This window comes from Ekhidna sp., assembly GCF_965221965.1.
Taxonomy (GTDB): Bacteria; Bacteroidota; Bacteroidia; order Cytophagales; family Cyclobacteriaceae; genus Ekhidna.
Map to the genome: position 1 here is coordinate 970897 of NZ_OZ244926.1, position 19752 is coordinate 990648.

The window sequence follows — 19752 nt, forward strand, 5'->3', positions numbered from 1 at the left end:
CCTGGCTGTTAAAGTTTGATTTAGACCTTTAAGTTAGAAAAAGTCAGTGGGAGCGTTGCGACCGCTCATGTAAAGAACTTGTCAACTGTAACTAGTCGAAGAAAATTTTACTTAGAACATAAATTGAAAGAATGATTGGGAATACTAAATCAATGAAGATTATGAAGTAATAAATTAAGCCTGCTCTTCTATTAAACTTAATTTTCTTACTTTGGATTTTATCAAACTCTCTAGCTATATATCGTTCTATGGGAGTGTCCAACTTAATCTCATGGGCTCCTTGTTTTGCTTTTTCTTGATACTTATCAAGCGCGTCTATTTTTTTGGCTAAATCTTCGTGTAAATACCTAATAATCAAGACAATAGTGAGATAAATAATGAGGTAGCTTATTAGGTTAGGGATAACTTGAGCATTTTCAACTGGAATTTTAAATCCTAGAAACTCAATATTACCCGTTGAAAAGGAGACCAAAGATTCAAATGAATAGCCCACAAAGCATGTAATGAGCAATGTTTTTCTGACATTCTTTGAATTTCCAAATTCAATTTCATTAATCATAACAGCCCGAATTTACTTTATTCTAGAGTTAAATTTTTACCATCAACCCAAACCATTCACCAATAGTGGAAATCTGCTTTAAATCGCTGCTTTTTTCAGTATCTTCAGGATCAAACAAACACAACTTATGCTAGTATGAAAAAATTATTATCACCAACACTCTTGCTGATCCTTCTGATAGGCTGTACGCCTCAGAAAACGGAAGAAGCAGAAGCGGAATCTTCGTTTGAGGTTCCGGTGGATTATTACAAATTGGATAACGGATTGAAGGTGATCCTGTCCCAGGACAAAACAGCACCGACAGTCGTGGTGGCCGTGTATTACAACATCGGCTTTCGAATCGAGCCGCGTGATCGCACAGGATTTGCACACTTGTTTGAACATATGATGTTCCAGGGATCTCAAAATCTTGGTAAAATGGAATTCATCAAACTCGTGCAGCAAAATGGGGGTGTACTCAATGGATCTACACGTTTTGATTTTACCAACTACTTCGAGATTGTGCCATCCAATAAACTGGAAACTATGCTTTGGGCTGAAGCTGACCGGATGAAAGGATTGGACATTACTCAGGAAAACCTGACCAATCAACAAGGGGTCGTGAAAAACGAAGTAAAAGTGAACGTGCTCAACCAGCCATACGGAGGTTTTCCATGGTTAGATATGCCACAGTACGCGAATGAAAACTGGTACAATGCACACAACTTCTATGGCGATCTGGAAGATTTGGATGCCGCCAACCTGAAAGACGTTCAGAGCTTCTTCGATACCTACTACTCTCCAAATAATGCAGCACTTGCTGTAGTAGGAGATTTTGAAACGGAAGAAGCAAAGCAATGGATCGAGCAGTATTTTGCCGAAATCCCTGCAGCAGAATTGCCGGCACTTCCGGATATCTCCGAAAAACCACAAACAGCGGAAAAGCGATTTGAAAAAGAAGATAAGCTGGCCAATAAGCCTGCTATCGCTATTGCTTATCATATGCCTGAGCGAAATAGTACGTCGTACTACGCGATGGGTCTGTTGGATCAGATCCTGGTACAAGGTGACAACAGCTTGTTATACAAAAAGCTGGTAAAAGAAGAAGGCTATGCAGCTGGTGTAGGCGGTGGCATCAATTACCTCGGCAATATGTTTAACTACAAAGGCCCGATGCAGTGGATGTTTAATCTGACCTATGATAATGATGTAGCGGCAGACTCAATCATCCAGTCAGTTGATGAGGTAATGATGGATCTACAGGAAAATGGCGTAACACAGGAAATGCTAGACAATGCGATTGTAAAAATGCGCTCAAGTTTATATGATAATCTGGGTGGTTTCTTCGGTTTCGGAAGGGCAGATCTATTGGCCAGTTTCGCGCTGTTCGATGATGATCCTTCCCGAATCAATGAGATAGAACCTCGATTTAAAGAGGTGACCGTAGAGGATGTGAATCAAACGATTGATGAGTATCTGGTGAAACGCAACCGGACCATTCTGACATTAAAACCACTGGCAAATGAAAACTAAGAATATTATGATACGCACCATAAGAAATATTTTAATGCTGTCCTTGCTTCCAATTTGCGGGATAGCACAAGAACAGGAAAAAGAAACGCCACCTCCAGGTGGTGAACCTAAAGGGTTTACCCTTCCGGAAAAGGAGACTTTTTCATTAGAAAATGGCATGTCAGCAGTGATGGTGCCATGGGGATCGATCCCAAAAGCAACCATCCAAATCACGGTGAAGACAGGAAATATCAATGAGAACGCTGACGAAGTATGGTTGGCCGATCTGGTGGCTGATTTAATGGAGGAAGGAAGCATCAACAGGAATGGTAATCAGATAGCCGATGAACTAGCCGGGATGGGAGGAAACCTATTCATAGGCGTAGGTCAGCATACCACGACCATTAATGTGTCTGTACTTTATGAGTATGTTCCGCAGGCGATAGAAGTAATGGCAGATGTATTGATGAATCCGGCTTTTCCTGAGGAGGAATTGGATCGATTGATTGCAGACCGCAAAAGACAGCTGAGCATTCAAAAGACTCAGCCTCAGCCGCAGGCTTATGAGCAGTTTTATGGAGCCATCTACCCGGATCATCCGTATGGTAGATATTTTCCTACAGAAGAAATGCTGGATAGCTACACAGTCGATAAGATCAAGTCGTTTTATCAGGAAAACTTTGGAGCTAAACGTACTACCATCTATGTAGCAGGTAAGTTTGCTGCATCCAAAACGAAAGAAGCTATTACCAGCTCATTTGAATCCTGGAGAGCAGGTGCTCCTGCCAACTATCCTCTTGCAGAGCCAATGACAGCTGCAGAGATTCAGATGATCGATCGTCCTGACGCACCCCAGTCTACGTTGATTGTAGGTTTGCCGGTTCCTGATCCTTCTGATGCTGATTACATTCCTATGAGTGTGACCAATGCCTTACTGGGTGGGTCTTTTGGATCCAGAATCACCAGTAACATTCGTGAGGATAAAGGATACACCTATTCTCCATTCAGTACAGTTAGCGATCGATACCGATCCTCTATCTGGTTTGAGTTAGCGGATGTAACAACTGATGTGACTGGCCCGGCACTTCGGGAGATTACAAAAGAGATTTACCGTCTTCAGGACGAGGTTCCTACCAAAGAGGAACTTGATGGGATCAAAAACTACCAGGCGGGAATTTATGTATTGCAAAACTCCACAAGTGGAGGCATTATAGGTCAGCTTTCCTATCTGGATACTTATGATCTACCGGAAGAGTTTCTTACCGAGCGTGTGAAAAACATCTATGCGGTGACACCTGAGCAGGTGAGCGAGATGACGAAGAAGTACATCCGTCCGGAAGATATGACCATGGTCATAGTGGGCGACAAAAAGAAGATCGAACAGCAGATCAAAGAATACGAGGATGAAATGAAGGACAAGCAGTAATCCTTTTACATAGGGATTAAGAAAGCCGTCTCAGTGTATGGGGCGGCTTTTTATTTGTGAAATAATTTCAAAATTGCTTCAAAAAGCCATTTTATGTTTGCTTTATGAAACTGTTGCTTGTAGAAGATCAGGAAGAACTAGCCTCCGGCGTTCGTAACTACTTTGCCAAAGAAGGTGAGGTGTGCGAGGTGGCTACTACTGTGTCTAAGGCGACAGAAAAGCTTTACGCTTTTTCTTATGATGTGCTGCTGCTGGACCTGATGCTACCTGATGGAGACGGGCTGTCCCTTTTGAAAGTGGTGAAGGAAAACTGGCCGGATATGGGAGTTTTGATTATTTCTGCTAAAAATGCACTTAATGACAAATTGCATGGTTTGGAGCTGGGTGCCGATGACTATTTACCCAAACCTTTTCACCTGGCTGAGTTGAATGCCCGGGCCAATGCAATATTCAGAAGAAGAAAACAGGAGGGAAAACGTACCCTCACCTTCAATGAAATTGAATTGAACCTGGAGAACCATGAGGTGATGGTAAATGGAAAAACCTTAGAACTGACCCGTAAGGAATATGAACTTCTGCACTACTTCGTTGTGAATCAGAACAGGCTTCTCACCAAGCAGGCCATCGCAGAGCACCTCTGGGGCGATTACATGGACACGATGGATTCCTTTGATTTTGTCTATCAGCACATCAAAAACCTGAGAAAGAAGATCATGAGTGCCGGTGGAAAGGATTACCTCAAAACCGTATATGGAGCAGGCTATAAAATGAAAGACGAGGAATGAACCTGATCGTAAGAATCACCATATTGTTTGTGTTTGTTTCCCTCATCGTATTCCTCGTAGGAGGAGTGATCAGCTTCAATGTGATGATGCGTGAAGTGAATTTTGAGCAGCGCAGGTTTTTGACCGAACGACTGGACAGGATGGAGGATCGATTGGAAAGGAGACCGGTAGAAGACACGCTTCGTTGGACCAAGTTGACAGTGGTCAGGTTGAAAAGGGAAGTAGTAGAATCCACGAAGTTTTCAGATACTTTGGTGATGCACAGCCAGCTGGAACGAATGGAGCCTCATCTCAGGCTGGATGCACTCCGAAATATTAATGGGGCTAGCTATCAAATAAGTCTGTATGATATCGTCATTGAAGCAGATGATATACGTGACGGGCTGGTAGAGTCACTGGTGACCATGTATCTCATTTTATTGGGTGCGGTGTTGATCATTGGTTTCCTGGCTTCTTATTTCATTCTTCGCCCCTTTAATCTCACTTTGGATGTAATAAAAAACTTTTCATTGACGAGCCCTAACTCGTTAGCGTTTCCAAAATCTAATGTCAGCGAGTTTAAGCGCCTCAACCGCTTCCTGACGGAGATGACGAAAAAAGTGAGATCAGATTACCAATCACTTAAGGAATTTTCTGAAAATGCTTCGCATGAGTTTCAGACGCCTATTGCCATTATTCAAAGTAAATTGGAAGTACTACTGGATGCTGAGAATTTAACTGAAGAACAAATCGAGCAAATCAGCTTTGCCCAGAGTACGGTCAAACGGCTAAGCAACCTGAGCAATTCGCTGGCATTACTTACTAAAATAGAAAACAGGGAATTTGCCAATGTTTCCGATATAAACCTGTCAGAAACATTGAATCGGATGCTGGAGGAATTTCGGGAATTGATAGAGCTTAAGTCTATTGACCGTAAGGTGGATATAGAAGATGGGGTGACCATGCAGGCCGACCGTGTTTTGATTGAACTCCTGTTAACAAATCTGATTAATAATGCCATCAGGCATAATTGGGAAGGAGGAAAAATGGTTGTTTCATTGACCAGTAATGAATTGAGAATTTCCAATACAGGCCAGAAAATTGATATTCCAGGGGATCAGCTTTTTGAGCGCTTTAAAAAGTCTAATCAGAGTTCGAAATCAATGGGGCTGGGGCTGGCGATTGTTAAAAAAATCTGTGATTTCTATGAGTACGTGATCAGCTATGAATTTGATGGCGACTTGCATACCATTCACATCCGGTTTTGACCGCAGATACAAAGAATTTTAAAACTTCAGAATTGCTTCAAATTTCCCTCAAACATCCCTCAGAGAGACGTGTTTCTTTTGCATTATGAAAAGAAAAGGACTACTGTTTATTGTTTTTATCAGCTTGCTTTTGGTGGCTTTTGGTCAGGCTCCCAAGGAAGCAGCTGCGCCGGATTATGCGATTAAGGGTAAGCTTGTCAATGCCAGTACCAGTGAGCCGGTAGAATTTGCCACGGTTAGTATTTTTAATGAGTCTGACTCATCTCTGGTTACCGGCGGACTCACAGATGTTTCGGGGGTTTTCAATGTGCCGGTAAAGCCCGGAGAGTACTACATCAGATTTCAGTTTATGGGATTCGAGGAAGTGAGGATATCCAATGTGGAAGTATCTCGTGAAAGCCCTGTTTATAATGTCGGAAATGTTCGAATAAGTGAAAATGAAACACTGCTTGACGAAGTAGTGGTACAGGGTGAGCGTACACAGATGGAAATGACGTTGGATAAGAAGGTGTTTAATATTGGAAAGGATCTTAGCAACCTTGGAGGAAGCGCCACCGACATACTTGATAATCTTCCATCGGTTCAGGTGGATGTCGAAGGAAATGTTAGCCTTCGGGGTAGTGAAAACGTTCGGATTCTGATTGATGGAAAACCTTCCGGATTGGTTGGTTTGAGTAGTAATGATGCCCTGCGTCAGCTAAATGGAAACCTGGTAGAAAGTGTGGAGGTGATCACCAATCCATCTGCAAGATATGATGCGGAGGGACTTGCCGGAATCATAAATATTGTTCTCAAGAAGGATAAAAAAGTTGGATTGAATGGAAGCTTCCAGGCAAATACCGGAGTGCCAGACAATCATGGTGGTTCAGTAAACCTAAATTTTCGAAAAGACTGGATCAACTTTTTCACAAATGTAGGAGCGAACTACAGAAGATATAATGGCAGTGGATATTCAGAACAGGAATTCTTCAATGCCGGACCTACGTCTCCATCATTTACAGAACGAGATCGTTCTCATGATCGTGGCGGACTGAGCTATTCAGCTCGGTTTGGATCAGATATTTACCTGAATGATCGTAACACCCTAACTCTTGCATTTCTGTATCGCTACTCGGATGAAGACAATAAAACGCAATTGATATATAATGACTTTTTTGAGTCATCCAATGTGGACTCACTTACTGTGAGAAAGGACAATGAAGGAGAGGGTGATGAAAACTTAGAGTACTCGCTGAATTACACAAAAAATTTTAAGCGGGAAGGTCAGAAGTTTACAGCGGATTTTCAATATCAAAACAACAATGAACAGGAAAGTAGTGACCTTGTTCAAAGCGAAGGAACGACATTCAACAATCAGTCCCCATTCCTGTATCAGCGGGCATTAAATGATGAAATAGAGGAGCGATATATGCTTCAGGCAGATTATATTCATCCGTTTGCAAAAGATGGGCAACTCGAGTTAGGTACACGGTATACCGATCGCCTGGTAGGAAATGATTACATCGTGACCGAACGAAACGAAAGCGGAATCTATGAAGTGGATTCAGCTTTTTCTAATGAATTTGAATATGAGGAAGATGTTTTGGCTGTATATGGTATCCTAAGTAATAAAATCAGCAAACTGTCATGGCAGCTAGGCGTAAGATATGAGCTTACAAAGCTGATTACTAACCAAAAAACCAATGATCTGAGAAATGAGCAGAACTACGGGAATTTCTTTCCAAGTGCCTTTTTAACCTATCAAATAACACAGATCCAGGCCATCCAGGCTAGTTACAGTAGAAGAATCAGCCGTCCCAGAGGTAGAAGACTGAATCCTTTCAGCTCGATTTCTGATAATAGAAACTACTATGTGGGAAATCCAAATCTTCAACCTGAGTTTACAGATTCATATGAGCTGGGGTACTTGTTAAACCTTGAGAAATCTTCTTTCTACGGGGGAGTATACTATAGATACACAGAAGGTGTAGAACAAAGACTCAGCACTACCAGCGAAGACGGTATTACTTTCACTCGTCCTTACAATGTATCGATTGAGCGTTCTTTTGGAGCAGAATTCAATATTTCTCAGGACTTTACTGATTGGTACAGAGTGAGTGGAAATGTAAACTTTTTCAGATCTTATGTACCGGCAGGATCCGTTTCATTTGGAGATGAGATCCTCAGCTACAACGAGGCAGAAGCTGTATCACTTTCTACCAGAGTGAGCAATAATTTCAAATTTGAGAAACTGTTTGATGCACAGGTTAACGTGAATTACCGGGCTCCACGTAATACGGTTCAGGGGAAGAGCTTGTCAATTACGTCGGTAGATGTCGGGCTTTCAAGAGATATTCTCAAAGGGAATGGAACATTAGCATTTAACGTACGTGATCTTTTCAATACCAGAAAGTGGAGGAGCGAAACCTTCAATGAAAATTCATTTCAATACAGTGAGTTTCAGTGGCGATCCAGAACGGCTACATTATCATTTACCTATCGCCTGAACCAGAAAAAACAACGCGACGGCCAGGGTGGTCGTAGTGGTGAAGACTATGGAGACGGAGGCGGTGAGTTTTAAGGATTACTTTGAGTAAGTTGGTGATAGCCCTCCTTAGCTGTAAAGCGGGAGGGTTTTTTTTATCTCTTGTATGAAATCATGTGTGTTTGAAGCACCTTGTTGTCCTCACCAAAATAGTTCACCTCACAAGAAATATAATTTTCTTTCCAAACGATATCCAGATGTGCAAAATTAGCAGGGAAGACAATGTTCTTCTCCCGGAATTGATTGGGTTCAAAATCAAAACTAGCAGAGGGGCTGCTGAGGCTGCTGGAAGTAAATTCGTAGATGGGATAGGGACTGGATGCTACTTCCAATCGGGAGACCTCAGATAAGTGACGGTCACCCGATAGGATAAGGATTGGCTTCTGTGTGGTGCTCACCAAGTCCAGAAGACGCTTTCTGGCGACAGGAAAATTGCTCCACTTTTCAAACACATGTTCAGTTGGTATTACCTGAATGCTGGATGCAAGAATAACCAGGTCAACATCCTCTGTCAATTGATCCTTAAGCCATTTCCATTGACTTTCACCAAGTATATCACCTGTTGCATTGATTTGTGCTTCCTTATTACCGGGTGTCGGTCGTTTCCAGATCAATGAATCGCGAAACGTACGTGTATCCAATAGTATGACTTTAACCGTTCCACTGTTACTTTGATAGGAATAAGATTGATATACCCCGGATCTTTTGCGTACCGGGTGATCTTCATCTGTTTCCAGAAACCGTAATAATTCTTCTTTGCTTTCTTTTTTCTTAGGGTATTCCTTTCCCCCGTCGTTTACTCCATAGTCATGATCATCCCATGTGCCGATGATTTCCGTATTTGCTATGAGCTTTTGGTATCCCGGGTGCCTTTTTTGCAGGTCGTATTTTTGGCGCATCACCTGCATGTCTTCAGTATCACCGTAGATGTTGTCGCCTAGCCAGATCCATAGGTCAGGTTCCATAAAATTGACTTCATCCCACAGTTGCCTATTCGTCAACTCTTGTTCACTACATGAGCCAAAGGCAATCTGAGTAATATTCTTTTTGATGGTCACATCTGCCTGTTGGGCACATAAGGTTGCGGAGAGGAATGCAAGAAGAATAGATAATTTCATTGTGGAAAGCTAGGCAAGAGATATCTACAATTCATTAAGTAAGAATGAAGCTTAGGTTAAACCAGTTCAGTTACATTATCGAGGTGACCTTCGTACTTTTCTACTTCCACGCCAAATTTTCTCAGAAAGTCGACACCTTCATCGTTTGGAATGCCTTTATGTTCAGCATACGATTTTAAATAAACCACTTTTTCTACCCCCATGGTAAAAATGATGCGAGCGCAGGCAAGGCAGGGAGAGAGTGTTACATAAAGGGTTGCTCCTTTTACTTCTGTTTTGTTTTTAACGGCATACAGCAGGGCATTTTGCTCTGCATGGATGGCAAGTGAGCACCCACCTTTCGAGTCCCTGTCACACCCTTTTTCCGGCCACTCTTCATCACAGTTATGTGTGCCTGAGGGCGGTCCATTATACCCAATGGAAATAATTCGCGTGTCTTTGGTGAGCACTGCTCCAACATGTCTCTTGATGCAATGGGATCGCTTGGCCAGGTTTACTGCCAGCTCCATAAAAATATCGTCAAACTCCGGTCGCTCCATAGCGGTAAAATTAACCAGCTAAGATGGAAATAGAACCAAATAAATAATTCACTCGTTCGAAGCAGATGATCATTTGTATTATTGTCTCCCATTAAAACCGTAAAGTATGCGTCAAACCCTTTTTACTTCTTTTTTTGTATCAATACTCTTTCTTTTTGCTCAGGAAGAGCAGCCAACCATGAGTTTTGAAGAGTACAACCCTACCTCTACGCTGGTAGTGCCTGAAAATCCGGTGAAGCGAGCTAAGTTTTCTTTTGTGGATATTCATAGTCATCAGTGGAATCTTACCAAGGAGCAGATAGCATCGCTTGTGGATGAGATGGATGAGTTGAATATGGGAGCGATGGTCAACTTGAGTGGACGAGGATTTGACAGGGAAGCTGGTGATATCGGCTCACCCGAATATCTGGCCGGAATGGTACGTAGAGTAGAGGGAGAGGCACCCAACCGAATCATTGTTTTTACCAATGTGTCATTCAACGATATTGACGAGGAGGGGTGGACAGAGAATGCGGTAAAAGAGCTGGAGGAAGATGTAAAAGCAGGTGCCAGAGGCTTGAAAATTTACAAGAGTCTGGGATTGAGATATCAGGATAGTGAAGGAAATCGCATTGCAATAGACGATCCAAGGATCGATCCTGTCTGGGCCAAATGCGGTGAACTGGGAATCCCTGTATTGATTCATGCAGCTGATCCGGCCCCATTCTGGGATCCGATGGACTCGGATAATGAACGATGGCTCGAATTGAAATTACGCCCGGGTAGAAAAAGGGGAGATGATGATCCTGCACCATTTGAGCAGATTATTGCAGAGCAACATAATGTCTTTAAGAAGCACCCGAATACCACTTTTGTGAATGCGCATATGGGATGGATGGCGAATGACCTGGATAAAGCAGGGGAGCATCTGGATACCTATCCAAATGTTTACTTTGGTATTGGGGCAGTTATCGCTGAATTTGGTCGTCAGCCACGAAGGGCAAATCAATTCTTTGAGAAATACCAGGATCGAATCCTATTTGGAAAGGATGCCTACAATAAAGAAGAATTCTACACCTATTTCAGGGTACTGGAAACTGAGGATGAGTACTTTCCATATTACAAAAAATATCATGCCTTCTGGCGGATGTATGGTTTGGGTTTATCCGACGAAGTTTTGAAGAAGGTGTACTACAAGAACGCTTGCAAGATTATTCCGGGATTGGAGGAGAGTCAGTTTGAATAGATTAACCACAGAGAACACTGAGTTTAACCACAGAGAACACTGAGTTTAATCACAAAGAACACAAAGGTTCGGCCATCATTGCACATACTCTATTTTGATTTAATAGAGATACTTCTAACCAGAGAAGCTTGAGAACCATTCATGGAAACGGAGACAGTTCTTTGGGACTCTGCGTGTGAACTTTGCTTCCTCTGTGGTTTAAAATCTAATGCTCTTTAAACTGACGCTTTTTGATCATTCCGCCTTTCAGGTCTTTCACGCTATTCATCACAATGAACGCCTGGGGATCTATTGATTTTACTTCATTCTGCATACGACCTATTTCTAATCGGGTGATGACGGAATACAGGATTTCTGTTTCCGAAAGGTCTTCCCGCTTTCCAAAACCACTTTTACCCTGATAGATGGTAACACCGCGCCCCATTTTCTCTGTGATCATGAGACGAAGTGCTTCACTCCGTTTAGAAATAATAATAACGCCAATGTATTCTTCCACGCCCTCTATCACAAAATCAACCGTTTTAGAAGCTGAGAGGTAGGTGAGAATCGAGTATAGCGCAATCTCGATCGATAGGAGATAGGCTGCCGTGGAGAAGATGATAATGTTGAAGACAAGAATTAAGTCTCCAATGGTCAGGCCAGTTTTACGACCCAAATAAATAGCCAAAACTTCCGTGCCATCTAATACACCACCACCTCTGACTGATAAACCGATCCCAGCTCCAAGAAAGAAACCACCAAAAACCGAAACAAGCAGTTTATCTGTTGTAATGATGGGGTAATGAATGAAGTTTAGCGCCAGAGCCAGTCCAATGATCGCAATGATACTTTTAATAACGAACGAACGACCGATCTGAAAATACCCAAGCACAATAAACGGGATATTGATTATGACAATGAGTATCGGTAGTGGGTAATCTGTCAACACCCTTGTTAGCAACGAAATGCCGGTCACACCTCCATCAATGAAGTCATTCGGCAGTAGAAACCCGTGCAAACCGAATCCGGCCGATAGAATACCAAGGGAGAGAAATATCAACTCCTTAAACCATCTGCTTACGTTATCCTTGACAGCTATTGAATATCTGGCGATCGTATAGTCGCTGATTCGTTTAGCTCTTCCGCCAATCAGGGATTGAAGAGATTTAAAGAAACGATAAATTCCTGTCGACTTCACTATTGAGATTTGCGGTAATATTCCATTGCTTTTGGCATATTGGCCTTTAAGTCTGCAATACGAGTATCGTGTGAGGGGTGAGTTGAGACAAACTCAGGTGGGGCTTCTCCGCCACTGTTTTCCGCCATTCGTTCCCAAAATTTAGGTGCTTCCTGTGGGTTGTATCCGGCCATCGCCATGAAGTAGAGACCAAGTTTATCAGCTTCAGATTCATGTTTTCTTGAGAAGGCCAGAATTCCTAATGAGGTAGCAGCACCGGCCCCCTGCATAATGATTTCGGTGGGAACAGTTGGTCCGCTTCCGCCTGTCAGTAAAATACTAACCGCAGACAATCCAAACTGCGCAGCGTACTGCTGACTGATTCGTTCGCGACCATGATTGGCTATCGCATGAGCTATTTCGTGACCCATTACGACTGCTACACCCAACTCATCTTTACATATCGGCATGATTCCCGTGTAAAAAGCCACTTTTCCCCCCGGCATACACCAGGCGTTTACTGTACTGTCATTATCAATGAGGTTGAATTCCCATCTGTAATCTTCCAAATAATTGGCTTGACCCTGATCAGCGAAGTACTGTTCAACTGCTCGTTGTATTCGAGTCCCGACACGCTTTACGGTTCTTGCATCCTCAGTTCCGGTAATGATCTTACTTTCCTTTTTGACCTGCTCATATTGATCATAGCTCATGGGGAAAATCTTGTCGTTGCTTATGAGTGATAATTGAGACCTATCACTCATTGGGACACTGGAGCATTGAACCAGGAATAAAGCGAGAAATGTGATGGAAAGTGATGCTATTTTTTTCATAATTAGAAATTTCAAGATGAAGTTAATTGCTAGAAGCTAAACAACGAATCCTATGCCAAAAATACTAACAACTAAGAGTAGATTTCATTTACCATTGAATTACATTATCCCACGATAAACCACACATTATATTCTCATTAATTCAACAATGAAGTATGCGTAAATATGTTTTTGTATTCTCTTAAGCGGATAGTTTTGCGATAAAGCGATTAGTTAAATGAATCTTCCGAGAGGAGAAAATAAATACCTAAAGAAATGGGTGCCGTACATGTGGCCCTGGGCGCATCCACTGAATGATAGATATACTTTTTGGAGCTGGATCAATTCCAGAAAATTCAGCATTTTTTACCTTGTCACAATATGGCTGGTATTGGCGTTGCTGGGATTTGCGGAGCGAAGAGATTGTGACACGGGCCCATGGCAAATGGTGCTTCAGTGCAATTGGTCGATGTGGATGGCAGAGTATAAAACAAACTTTTGGCACTTCATGGCTACTAGCTTTACAACACCGTGGTTGCATAATGACTTTGTGCACATCCTTTTTGTTACGATTTTCGGTTTTATATTTCCTGTGCAGTCTTTTGAAGCGCAGCATGGAACCAGGCTCACCGTTTTTATTTACTTCTTTTCTTACATCTTAATAGCCATTTTTAATGGTGCGTTATTCAATACACTCATTGAATACTGGCCGGAGGAGACGCTTTTTTCACATGCTTTTAGCAGAGCCTGGATGGGAGGATCGGTTGGCATTTTTGCATTAATGGGAGGACTATCCTTTTATAGCTGTAAAAAGTGGTTCATCTATAGCCTGGTTTTTGTATTCGAGCTGTTCAATTATTTCATCCTTGGGAATAATATTTACATCTCTTTTATTCATATCACATCTACGTCTTTCGGATGGATAATATGTTTTGCTCGTGAAAAACTCAGAGGCTCCAGATGGGTTTTTGGAGATAGGGGTTCACTAAGAAGTGCTAGTTAGCACTGAAGAACTTAGTTATGCTAAAACCTAAATAGATATTTGTCTTGTCATTCTCTTTAACAAAGTATTGATTTTGTCTAAAGCTTGTCGCAAAATCAAACCCAAACAGATAAGCACCTACGAACTTTGAATATTTGGACCCAAGTGTCCATTCATGATCATGATTAAATTCATCCCGAACATTATCGAAGAAATAATCATCATCAAATCTAATACGCTGAGCTCTCAGCATTAGTCTTCCCTTGGTAAATAAGTATTGCACCTCTATCACATCAGTAACTGATCCTGAACCAATACCGCCTCCAAGAAGTTGTCCATCCAGCGTATAACCCTGATTCACAATTCCATGAGAATACCAGGAGTTGTATGGACGATAGATGGCATTTTTTGGCTGATCAAGTGAGGTATGCTCGAAGGTTAATTTGAGTACGTTATTTTCCTTAACATCTACATATTTATTAAATCCAACCACATATGCTCGTCCATGTTCCGGGGCTGTTCCCCACAGCTTGCCGCCAAAATCATTTTTGGCATATTCTGCATATGCCTCAAACCCTACTTCCTCAAATAGCCACCGCATAGTGACGGACCCTAGTTGATCAAATTCATCATTAACAGATGGGTTTCCATCCGTATCATCAAATTTATTAATGAAGACGAGAAGGTCAATTGGTGAGAAATCACTGGATTTCTCATAGAACGCTCTATTGAAGCCAAGCGTAAGCTCTGGTAGGAAACGAGGATTGTAGCCAATTGAGAAGCCGGACCAAAATCGATAATTCCACTTATCACTCTCGCTGAAATAATCTGATTTGGTAAGAATGCCGTAATAGACTTTCCCCTCGATCCGTCCAATTTTGGTTTCAATTGGTTTATACGTTCCAATATCGATATGTGGAATCCCAGCTGCGTTATTGCTCAAGATAATCGGATTGTATTGTGCGGGACCGAAGGTTATGTTTTGTGTGGAGGCCCCCAGTGTAAAAGTGCGGTAGACTATTCGTACTTCTGATTGACCAGGATCAAACTTCATGAAAGGATCGACTCCATATCGCTGAACATGATCAATTCTTCTATTCCTAAACTGATAGTTGTAAGGGTTATTGTTTCCTTGCTGTTCGGCTAATTTAAAATTGGCATTCTGAGAATAGTAAATAATAGGAGCTAAGGTATACGCTAGCATTCCAAGCTTTCCTTGAACTCCTCCCTGAAGGGAAGAGGTTAGCCCTTTGCCTTTCCATACAGCTCCATCATTATATCCCCTGGCATACTTGCTGTTGTAATGATTGACCCACTGAAGAGGGAGTAGGTCTATTTTCTTTTTGTTATCGGGTTTATTTAAACCCCAAGGATTCCAAATTAGGGAGTCCGTTTTGTACGGTGAGATAATTGATGGGAAAAGGTTAAGGCGATTTTCAAGGGGTTGATTTTTTATTTCCAGTAAACGATAATAATCCAGAAGGGCACTCTCCGGATATAGTACCTGGCTTGAAAGTGAAAGTGATGTGGCAAACATGATGATAGAAGTGAATACCTTCATGCGTTAGACCACTTTAAGGAGAGTCTTAGCCTCTAATCTCCATTTGTAATTTTTGAGTGTTTGTTCAGCCTCTTCAATTGATTCGGTTCTTATTTTTTCAGGGTTCTCTAAAAAATTGAGGGTTTTGTGTAAATGACTGGAAAGCACTTCCATTTTTTCCCGTTCTGTGAATAGATCATCCTGGGCAAATCTGCTCACATCATGGATCAAGCTTTTGAGAACCCTTTTTTCAAAAAATATTTGGTCTCGCTCCCATACTTGCTGATCCTCCATAAACTCTTTGATGATATTAAAAACAACAGAGTGGTCTGAAAAAATACGATCATAGTTGGCCGTCAAAGCTCCTGGACGTGTTACAATGTAATGGTAGAGGGGCTCTTTCACTTGTGCCATAGAATCTACGTGATAAAGAAGTCGTGGCATAGTGGCGAGATCTTCTAGTGTGTGTTTCTCTGGGAAGTAGATGTCATTTTTGGTAAAAAGGTCTTTACGAAAGAGCTTATTCCAAAATAGTACGTTGGTGGCGTTGAGGATGTCTCTTCTCTTTCTAAACCTTTTCAATTTCCTTACATTGCTAATCGCACCTTTGTGCTCAATAAAATAACATTGACTAACATCGGCATCCTTCAATTGGATAGCCTGAAAGAGCTTTTCAAACATGTCGAGTTCCACCCAATCATCGCTATCCACAAATCCAACATAGTTTGATGTAGCTGCTTTGATTCCCGTGTTTCTAGCTCCTCCAAGTCCACGATTTTCCTGATGTGTAATGTATTTAACGCGATCATCTTTCTTAGAGAAAAAAGTACAAATGGTATCATCTTCCGGGTCTGGAGAGGCATCATTGACGAGAATGATCTCAATGTCTTCAAGCGATTGATTGGTAAGGGTGTTAATGCATTTTGGGAGGTATTCGGATACATTGTAAACCGGTACGACGATTGATAACTTAGGCGAGCTCATGTTGAACGATTTTAGTTTCGGAGACTGTCATGCCCTCTTCTAACTCAATGATCTCATCTGCTACGCTGAAGTATTTTTCATCATGAGAGATGACAATGACTGTTTTCCCTTTTTCTTTCAGGAATGGTAATATTTCGTGGTAAAATATGCCTTTGAAATACGGGTCTTGATTGGCCGCCCACTCGTCAAAAACATAGATTTCTTTGTTGTCCAACATATTGGCTATCAGAGCAAGTCTGGAACGCTGACCATAAGAAAGTTTGGTAGAGCTAAACTTGTGATCTTCTACTTCCACTTTGCTTTTCATCTCCAACATGTTGATATAGTTCTCAGCATGATCCTCGAGAAAGTCGGCATCTATATGAGAAAGGTGTTCGAAGACATGAGAGTCGGCATAATAGGCAGAGAACAAGTCTCTATAACTAAGTAAGTTGGTTTGATCCACTTGCTGACCCTGGTAATAAATGGACCCATGTTTGGGTTGATAAAGCCCGGTCAGAATCTTTGAGAAGGTGGTTTTACCGCTACCATTCCCACCAACAATGAATGTGATTTTATTCTTTTCAAAAGAGATTTTTAATGGACCAAAGGAGATCGGTTTTTCGTGCTGTGAGGTTTGGTATTGGAACTCAATGTCCTCAAAGAAAAGATATGGTTCGTTTTGTTCGCTTTCAAGACTTAGCTCTTTAGAAGATTCTATTTTCTGTTTATCCACGTCAATTCCCAGCTGATGGATTTGTTCCAGGGAAACCATTGCGCTACTTCTTAGCCTAAAGAAACTGGCAATCTTCACAGTGAAAGGAATCAGAAAAAGAATGGTTGGAAGAATTACTTTGAACTGATTGAAATCAATGGGGAGGATGGTGACACCCATAAACATGAGTAGTCCGGAAAAGATAAAAACCAATAAATCTGATAAACGATCTGTAGATTCGAGAAGCACTTTGCGTTTCACCTCCGAATGATTCCAATTGTGCAGGTTATCTGTAATTACTCCGGATATGTATTCATTGCGTCTTCGTTGATTGAGCGAAAGTTCTTTTAAACCGGAAACTAAGCTTGCCAAATCTCTGAAGAGGAAATTGTTGAATTTGGTGGATCGTCGCGTCAGTTTTCTTACCAAGGGGAGGGTGGAAGCAACCATAATAATCTGAAGCAGAAAAGCGACCATAAAGAAGGAAGTAAGCTGCCAGTCTGTTTTGAACAAGAGGAATAGTGTGACTGCTACTGTAGTCGTAGATACCAGGAATTGCGGAAAGCGATTAATGAACTCGGATAGCATAGTGATGTCACGAGTCAATACTGGAACGATTCGCTCAGAGTTTGATTCCACATATTCGTAGTTTGCTTTCAATACTTTTTCGGACAGACTCTGAGTCAGGTTTCTAATTACAATGGCTGTGATTCGAGCAATGAAATAACCGGATGCAATACCAAGCGCTGTGGCAAGCAGACTAAATCCAATAATTTGAAAAATGAAGGTTCCATTGATGTTATCTACTGAATCCAATCCACTTTTGATCATGGAGATCACCTGGGAAGTACAGATACCTGACAGTATCCCCGTAATAGCCCCAACTGTAAATAGTCCCAGCCGATTCTTAATAAGTGGATATAGCTTTTTCATTGATTTATGAGTTCACCTTCATCCTGAAAAATCTTGTTGTATTCTTTCTTGATTTCCGAAGCTATTTGTGTTTTGGTCATTGCGGACAGGTGCTTACAGAATTCTGTGTTGCGTTTGCTTACCACTTTGGAAGGGAGGTACCCAATCAATTGATCCATTTTGGGATCTGTCATCAGTCCCCTTAAAAGAACATTTTGCGTTCGAGGATGTACTTCGGCGAGGTGCCTTAGTTTTCCTTGTCCCAGCTCCAGCCATGAATCAATGAACAGGTGTACTTCTTCACAGTTTTTCATGATGTTGAATCCTGCATTCGGAAGTGTCCAGCGTTTCAGTTCCATGCTTAATTTGAAATTGTGCGAGAAGTAAAGACCCATGCGTTCTGACCCGTCCTTTTGAAATAGGATTCGTTTGGCTCCTGTCATGTATTCGTCGATCAACGTTTCCAGTTTTAGGCTCAACTGGTCTTTATAAAGAAGAGTATCCGCGTCCACCATCATCACATATTCGGCATCCGTTTCTTTGAAATGGTCTTGAATCATCTTGATTCGGCTCCAGGTAAATGCCATATCAGGAATCAATTTTTCGCCATAGTGACAAAACCGATAGCCATGTATATCGCAGTATTTTTTCCAGATAGGGATCGAGTATTTTGTGTACTCTTCAATGTGCTCGGTAGAAAGCATTAAAATATCTATCATGGCTAATTATTATTGTAGGTTAGTCGTTTCGCGTATTCATCCAATACCATTTTTTGTACAGGTAGATCATTATCCAGATCAAGGAATTGGGACATGTATTTTTTCCCATTAAGCGCGATCTTTTTGCAGGCCTCATCATTATTTCTTGCCCAGTGCAACAACTCATTCAGGTTGGATAAATCTTTGTTTAGCTCCAAGTAGTGGACATTTGGCTCCAACCGGTCTTCCATGATCCACGACTGCCAATATGGCTTAGTCATGATTGGGATAGAGTTGGAAGCAAGCACCCAACGTAGGTTGCTTGCCACATCATTTCCCTCCAAACTGATAATGAATTTGTATTCAAGTTGCTTTTTGATTGAGACCTTATCCTTCTGTAGATGCTTAAGATGAGGTTTCTGCTTGATGGTAGCGAAAGCGATATCATAGGTGTCGAAATACTTTTCTACCAAGTGGACACGCTGCATTTGACCGGTAGTAGCTCCTCGCCAGATAACATTGTTTGTCTTTTGCTCCCACGGGAGGTCATGATGGGCTGCAACCTCACATGGTGATGTCAATCGAAGGGATCTAAAATTGAAAATCACACTGGTAGGATCGTCCGCTCTCCTTGATTTTCTGATACAGGGAATTTCATGAGTATCACCTGCCTCTCCATAAAAAAGTGGGTATTTCACTGAAGCGTGTTCTTTCCCGATTCGATCGAATGGCAGAAAGAAATTCATCAATGAGTGCAGGTCTTTGTACGACTTGTAAAATGGTAAAACCCGGATGTTTCTTATCCTCGGGAGATGAACAATGTGCTTGCAGTACCAGTGAGTTAAGGTCCTTTGAAAATCATCATAAGACACCAGTTTCATTTCCTTCTGATTCCAACTGGTACTGTTCTTTACTTCTTCATATCGCTTCAGGTTGATATCAAATGAAGCTTGACTATTCAGGTAAAAGTCCACCCGTTCTTTTGGCGAAATCCAAAACTCTATGTCGCTATGACTGTCCCTTCTCATAGCTAGCAAAACTATGCTGACAGTATTCTGAG

Annotated in this window: 17 protein-coding genes; 7 read left to right on the forward strand and 10 right to left on the reverse strand. The window is 41.7% G+C overall.

The annotated features are described in order from the left end of the window. Positions 1–91 precede the first annotated feature (91 nt). Positions 92–559, reverse strand: coding sequence for a hypothetical protein (locus ACOQON_RS04810; RefSeq protein WP_420577792.1), 468 nt, complete (start codon positions 557–559; stop codon positions 92–94). 135 nt (positions 560–694) lie between these two features. Here ACOQON_RS04810 and ACOQON_RS04815 point away from each other — a divergent pair, with 135 nt between their 5' ends. The 5 genes from ACOQON_RS04815 (at position 695) to ACOQON_RS04835 (ending at position 8068) form a co-directional block, all read left to right on the forward strand. Beyond that, positions 695–2071, forward strand: a complete 1377-nt coding sequence (locus ACOQON_RS04815) for a M16 family metallopeptidase (protein WP_420577793.1) — start codon at positions 695–697, stop codon at positions 2069–2071. Beyond that, positions 2061–3476, forward strand: coding sequence for a M16 family metallopeptidase (locus ACOQON_RS04820; RefSeq protein WP_420577794.1), 1416 nt, complete (start codon positions 2061–2063; stop codon positions 3474–3476). The genes ACOQON_RS04815 and ACOQON_RS04820 overlap by 11 nt, the downstream gene beginning before the upstream one ends. A 104-nt stretch (positions 3477–3580) precedes the next feature. Continuing rightward, a complete protein-coding gene (locus ACOQON_RS04825) occupies positions 3581–4261 on the forward strand; it encodes a response regulator transcription factor (RefSeq protein ID WP_420577795.1) in 681 nt (226 codons plus the stop codon). Beyond that, positions 4258–5508, forward strand: a complete 1251-nt coding sequence (locus ACOQON_RS04830; protein WP_420577796.1) for a sensor histidine kinase — start codon at positions 4258–4260, stop codon at positions 5506–5508. The genes ACOQON_RS04825 and ACOQON_RS04830 overlap by 4 nt, the downstream gene beginning before the upstream one ends. 85 nt (positions 5509–5593) lie before the next feature. After that, positions 5594–8068, forward strand: coding sequence for a TonB-dependent receptor domain-containing protein (locus tag ACOQON_RS04835; RefSeq protein ID WP_420577797.1), 2475 nt, complete (start codon positions 5594–5596; stop codon positions 8066–8068). 59 nt (positions 8069–8127) lie between these two features. Here the strand turns inward: ACOQON_RS04835 and ACOQON_RS04840 are convergent, their stop codons facing one another. Both ACOQON_RS04840 and ACOQON_RS04845 read right to left on the reverse strand, forming a co-directional pair. Further along, a complete protein-coding gene (locus ACOQON_RS04840; RefSeq protein WP_420577798.1) occupies positions 8128–9150 on the reverse strand; it encodes an alkaline phosphatase D family protein in 1023 nt (340 codons plus the stop codon). Between the two features lie 56 nt (positions 9151–9206). Beyond that, a complete protein-coding gene (locus ACOQON_RS04845) occupies positions 9207–9689 on the reverse strand; it encodes a deoxycytidylate deaminase (RefSeq protein ID WP_420577799.1) in 483 nt (160 codons plus the stop codon). Between the two features lie 106 nt (positions 9690–9795). Here ACOQON_RS04845 and ACOQON_RS04850 point away from each other — a divergent pair, with 106 nt between their 5' ends. Continuing rightward, positions 9796–10914: an amidohydrolase family protein gene (locus ACOQON_RS04850; RefSeq protein WP_420577800.1), complete on the forward strand. Its 1119-nt coding sequence runs from the start codon at positions 9796–9798 to the stop codon at positions 10912–10914. Positions 10915–11119: 205 nt separating this feature from the next. Here ACOQON_RS04850 and ACOQON_RS04855 read toward each other — a convergent pair whose 3' ends face one another. Further along, positions 11120–12091, reverse strand: a complete 972-nt coding sequence (locus ACOQON_RS04855) for a YitT family protein (protein WP_420577801.1) — start codon at positions 12089–12091, stop codon at positions 11120–11122. After that, positions 12091–12903 (reverse strand): M48 family metallopeptidase, encoded by an 813-nt coding sequence (locus ACOQON_RS04860; RefSeq protein ID WP_420577802.1) that lies wholly within the window; start codon positions 12901–12903, stop codon positions 12091–12093. Before ACOQON_RS04860 ends, ACOQON_RS04855 begins: the two co-directional genes overlap by 1 nt. A gap of 217 nt (positions 12904–13120) precedes the next feature. Here ACOQON_RS04860 and ACOQON_RS04865 point away from each other — a divergent pair, with 217 nt between their 5' ends. Beyond that, positions 13121–13885, forward strand: coding sequence for a rhomboid family intramembrane serine protease (locus tag ACOQON_RS04865; RefSeq protein ID WP_420577803.1), 765 nt, complete (start codon positions 13121–13123; stop codon positions 13883–13885). On the opposite strand, the gene ACOQON_RS04870 is transcribed toward ACOQON_RS04865, so the two are convergent. The 5 genes from ACOQON_RS04870 to ACOQON_RS04890 are packed head-to-tail and all read right to left on the reverse strand — an operon-like array spanning position 13878 to position 19720. After that, positions 13878–15425, reverse strand: a complete 1548-nt coding sequence (locus ACOQON_RS04870; RefSeq protein WP_420577804.1) for a capsule assembly Wzi family protein — start codon at positions 15423–15425, stop codon at positions 13878–13880. The two genes, ACOQON_RS04865 and ACOQON_RS04870, sit on opposite strands and share 8 nt — an antisense overlap. 3 nt (positions 15426–15428) lie before the next feature. Further along, complete coding sequence (locus tag ACOQON_RS04875; RefSeq protein WP_420577805.1) at positions 15429–16388, reverse strand: glycosyltransferase family 2 protein; 960 nt, start codon at positions 16386–16388, stop codon at positions 15429–15431. Beyond that, on the reverse strand, positions 16375–18015 hold the full coding sequence (locus ACOQON_RS04880; protein WP_420577806.1) for a cyclic peptide export ABC transporter: 1641 nt from the start codon (positions 18013–18015) through the stop codon (positions 16375–16377). The genes ACOQON_RS04875 and ACOQON_RS04880 overlap by 14 nt, the downstream gene beginning before the upstream one ends. Further along, positions 18012–18713 carry a hypothetical protein gene (locus ACOQON_RS04885; protein WP_420577807.1) on the reverse strand — a complete coding sequence of 234 codons (702 nt, stop codon included), beginning with the start codon at positions 18711–18713 and terminating at the stop codon, positions 18012–18014. Before ACOQON_RS04885 ends, ACOQON_RS04880 begins: the two co-directional genes overlap by 4 nt. 2 nt (positions 18714–18715) lie before the next feature. Continuing rightward, positions 18716–19720: a glycosyl transferase family 90 gene (locus tag ACOQON_RS04890; RefSeq protein WP_420577808.1), complete on the reverse strand. Its 1005-nt coding sequence runs from the start codon at positions 19718–19720 to the stop codon at positions 18716–18718. Positions 19721–19752 lie beyond the last annotated feature (32 nt).